Here is a 4,210-nt window from a genome sequence, read left to right on the forward strand (position 1 = left end):
GGCCGTCGCTAGCCGGCTCCTGCTCCCGCGTGGCGCAGGACCGCTCGATCTCGAGCAGGATGCAGAACGGCGGCGGCGGATGCGGCGCGAACGGGTTGCGCAGCCGCTCGTGATGCTTCAGCGCCAGCGCGACCGCGGCGCCGGACAGGCCCTCGAATGCCGCCAGATGGTCGCCGACCCGCTCCTCGAAGGCGGTCAGCAGCGTCATCACCGCGTCGTCGTCGCGCGGCACCAGGATGGCCGTGGCCGATTGCTGCGGCAGGCGGCGCAGTTCCAGCACCGCGCGGGTGACCAGGCCGTAGGCGCCGCCGGTGCCGATGAAGAGCTGCTTGAGGTCCAGCCCGGTGTTGTTCTTGCGCAGCGGGCGCATCAGGTCGAGGACCGTGCCCTGCGCGTCAGGCAGCACCACCTCCAGCCCCAGCACGTGCCGGCGCATGTCGCCGTAGCGGATGAAGCGCGCCCCGCCGGTGTTGGTCGCGACCATGCCGCCGACCATCGGGTCCGCCCCCAGATCGATCGGCAGGACCAACCCGTACGGCGCCAGATTCTGGTTCAGGGCGGACAGGCGGACGCCGGCGCCGACGGTGACGCTGCGGTTGGCGGTATCCAACTCGAATGGCCCGATGAACCGGTCGAGGCTGAGCACGCCCTGCGTCCCGCCGGGATCCGGCGTCGAACCGGCGACGAGGCCGGTGTTGCCGCTTTGCGGCACCAGCCGGATGCCGTGGCGCACGCAATGCGCGATCACGGCGGAGGCCTCGGCCGTGCTCGCCGGCCGGGCGACGAAGGCGGCCCGGCCGCGGTCGTAGCGGGCACCGGTCTCATAGGCGGAAAGGTCGTCGGGGGCCGCGAGCAGGCCGCGCTCTCCAAGCACCGCCCGCAGGGCTTCCAGATGGCTGGCCGTGTCGTTCACTCGCGCAGGCTCTCCCGGCGCGGGTCCGGGCGGCGGCCGGCCTCCCTGCCGGTCGGGCCCGCCCCGCAGGACGGATTCGGGCGGCCTGTGGCCACCATCCCCTGACTTTGCGTTGTTATAGCGAACCTGTCAACTTGTCCATTTTCGGCGCAAATTAATCCAGGCGGCGTTGAGAAAAACTCAATAATTGATTGATTTTTCAGTATAATATCAATTTCCACCCAATGCCGCGATGCCATGCCAGGTCGAGCCGGGGAAGCCCCCTTGCTCGCCCACTTGTCATGCAACCCGATTGCCCCGACCGCGATCGCTGCTACAGATGGATGCCGTCGAAGACCCGCTCCTGCGCGTTGCGGATATGAGCCTGCATCGCCTCGCGCGCCTTGATGGCGTCGCCGTCGCGGATCGCCTCGTAGACCGCCGCATGCTCGCGCTGGACCATCGCCAGGTGCCCTGCCGAATGCAGCACGGAGAAGCTGCGCGCCAGGTCGATGACATAGTCGAGATGCGGCCGCACCGCGGCCAGCGCCGCCTCGAAATACTGGTTCTGCGTGGCCCGGGCGATCGCGGTGTGGAAATCGCTGTCCTGCTGGACGCCGATCTTGCCGGTCTGGATCGCCTGGTCGATGGCGTCGAGTTCCTTCTTCACCGCGGCCAGCAACGCCTCGTTGCGGTTCAGGGCGGCGGCATAGGCCACTTCCCCCTCCAGCGCGATGCGGAACTCGTAGATGCGCCGGACATCCGAGATCGTCTGGATCCCCTGCCCGCCATTCGCCGGGCGGGCGGGCTGCGGCTCCGCGGCACCGACGACGAAGCTGCCGGCACCCTGGCGGGACTGAATCAGCCCCTCCTCGCGCAGCCGGCGCAGGGCCTCGCGCACGATCGGCCGGGAGACGCCGAAGCTCTGGCTGAGCTCCTTCTCCGACGGCAGCTTGCCGTCCCCCGGAAACTGGCCGTGCCGGATGCGCCCCAGCATGTCGCCATAGAGGATATCGCTCAGTCTTGGACGTTGGGACACCGGAACCCTTTGCCGTGCGTCGGCCTGATTGTTTGCAGGTGAGATTACACGTTCTGCCGTGGCGCCGAAAGCTGGCCTGTCCCGGAAAATGGCACTGATGCGCGGCTTCCGGCCCCGCCTCCGTCATGACGACCGAACCGTCTCGTCCACATGTCAGTTGACATGTAAATTTCTGCCGGATAGATGTCAAAACAAGTCCGGAGAACATCGGACAAAATCGACATCTCGGCCGCGGGCGATGCCGTCCGCGCCAGAAACAGGGGATGGCACCATGGTCGGGGGTAGAAGCCGCATCATCATGACGCGCCGCGCGCTTCTGGGCGCCGGGCTGTCGCTTCCCTTCCTCTCGCTGCCGGGCCGGGCCCAGCAGGCCGACGGCATCCTGCGCTACGGCCTGTCGGCCTTTCCGCCCAACCTGCAGCCCTGGGTCAGCACCGGCGCCGCCGCCGGCACGGTGAAGCTGATGCTGCACCGCAGCCTGGTCACCTATGACAGCAAGGGCCAGCTGCGCGGCGAGCTGGCCGAATCCTGGTCGGTCGATGACGAGGGCGCCTGGGTGTTCAAGCTGCGCCCCGGCTGCGTCTTCCAGAACGGCGACCCGGTCACCGCCGACGACGTCAAATGGTCGATCGAGCAGATCGCCGGCGAGACCTCCACCGCCTATATGCGCACCCAGTTCCAGGGCATCGCGCGCATCGAGATCCCCGACCCGCAGACCGTCCGCCTGGTCACGAAGACGCCGACGGCGACGCTGCCGACCTGGTTCGCCAACTACAACACCTTCGTGCTGTCGCGGAACTCGACGCCGAGCGAGCCGATCGGCGCCGGCCCGTTCCGCCTGGCGGGTCAGGAGCGCGGCACCGCGATCGAGCTGGCCGCCTTCGACAAGTTCTACAAGCCCGGCATTCCCAAGCTGAAGGGGATCAGGTTCACCGTCTATGCCGACGAGAACCTGCGCGTCGCCGCGCTGCAGAGCGGCGATGTCGACATGATCGAATACGTCCCCTGGCAGTCGATGGCCGCGGTCGAGGCCGACCCGCGCCTCAGGCTCGACGCGGTCGAGGGGCCGTTCATGTGCGTGCTGTTCAACGCCACCCGGCCGCCCTTTGACGACCCGCGAGTGCGCCAGGCGATCGCCTTCGCCGTGAAGCGCGAGGACATCGTCAAGGCCGCCTTCTTCGGCCGCGGCAAGCCGATGGCGGGCGTGCCGATCACCGCCGGCACGCCCTGGTACGACGACGCGCTTGCCAATGGCTGGGCCTACGACCCCGCCCGCGCCAAGGCGCTGCTGGCCGAGGCCGGGCATCCCGACGGTTTCCAGACCACGCTGATGGCCACCGCCCAGTACGGCATGCACAAAGACACGGCGGAGGTGGTGCAGCAGCACCTGGCCGCCATCGGCATCCAGTGCGAGCTGCAGCTGCCCGACTGGTCGACCCGCGTCGCCCGCGGCACCAAGGGCCAGTACGACATCTGCATCCACGGCCTGGCGGCCGACAACAACGATCCCGACGGGCTGACCGGGGTGCTCGACACCTCGCTGGCGCCGACCCATGGCCGCTCCTTCGGCCTGAAGGCGCCGAAGACGGTCGATGCGCTGGCGCGCGGCCGGGCCGAGTTCGACCCGGCCAAGCGGGTCGAGATCTACAGGGAGATGCAGCGGGCCGCCCTTGAGGAGGTGCCGCTGGCCGGGCTGGCCTGGCGGTCCCAAGGCTACGGCCTGGACCGGCGCCTGACCGGCTTCACCAACCTGCCCGGCGCCCTGACCACCTCCTCCGGCGCGACGCTGGAAGAGACGTCCTTCGCATGATCGCCGGGCTGCTCCGCCGCATCGGAACGTCACTGGTCCTCGCCTGGATCGTCGCCACGATCGTGTTCCTGGCGCTGCACCTGGTGCCGGGCGACCCGGCGGAGCTGCTGCTGTCGACCGGCGGCGTCGCGCCCGACCCGGCCACCGTGGCGGAGCTGCGCGGCAAGCTGGGCCTGGACCGGCCACTGGCCGAGCAGTATCTCGATTTCCTGTCCGGCCTGCCGCGGGGCGACCTGGGCACCTCCCTGGTCGATGACTATCCGGTGGCGCAGGAGATCGCGCTGCGCCTGCCGCGGACGCTGGAGCTGATCGGCGCCGGCGCGCTGCTGGCCGTGATCTTCGGCATCCCGGCCGGCACCTGGGCCGCGCTGCACCGCGGCGGCACCTTCGACCGCATCGCCTCCGGCCTCGCCGCGCTGCTGCTGGCGGTGCCGCTCTTCGTCGTCGGCACGCTGCTGATCCTGCTGAT

The 4,210-nt window shown here is 69.2% G+C and carries 4 protein-coding genes; 2 read left to right on the top strand and 2 right to left on the bottom strand.

All coding sequences use genetic code 11. The features are described from left to right. On the bottom strand, positions 1–913 hold a 913-nt coding region (locus ABDW35_RS33085), incomplete at its 3' end, for an FAD-binding oxidoreductase (RefSeq protein ID WP_343718103.1). A gap of 313 nt (positions 914–1,226) precedes the next feature. Further along, the gene (locus tag ABDW35_RS33090; protein WP_343718104.1) at positions 1,227–1,931 is read right to left on the bottom strand and encodes a FadR/GntR family transcriptional regulator; all 705 of its coding nucleotides are present in this window, start codon (positions 1,929–1,931) and stop codon (positions 1,227–1,229) included. A gap of 271 nt (positions 1,932–2,202) precedes the next feature. Here ABDW35_RS33090 and ABDW35_RS33095 point away from each other — a divergent pair, with 271 nt between their 5' ends. After that, positions 2,203–3,741, top strand: coding sequence for an ABC transporter substrate-binding protein (locus tag ABDW35_RS33095; RefSeq protein ID WP_343718105.1), 1,539 nt, complete (start codon positions 2,203–2,205; stop codon positions 3,739–3,741). Then, positions 3,738–4,210, top strand: a 473-nt coding sequence (locus ABDW35_RS33100) for an ABC transporter permease (protein ID WP_343718106.1), incomplete at its 3' end; no start/stop codon positions are given. The genes ABDW35_RS33095 and ABDW35_RS33100, both read left to right, overlap by 4 nt.

The organism is Inquilinus sp., assembly GCF_039594555.1.
Classification (GTDB): domain Bacteria; phylum Pseudomonadota; class Alphaproteobacteria; order DSM-16000; family Inquilinaceae; genus Inquilinus.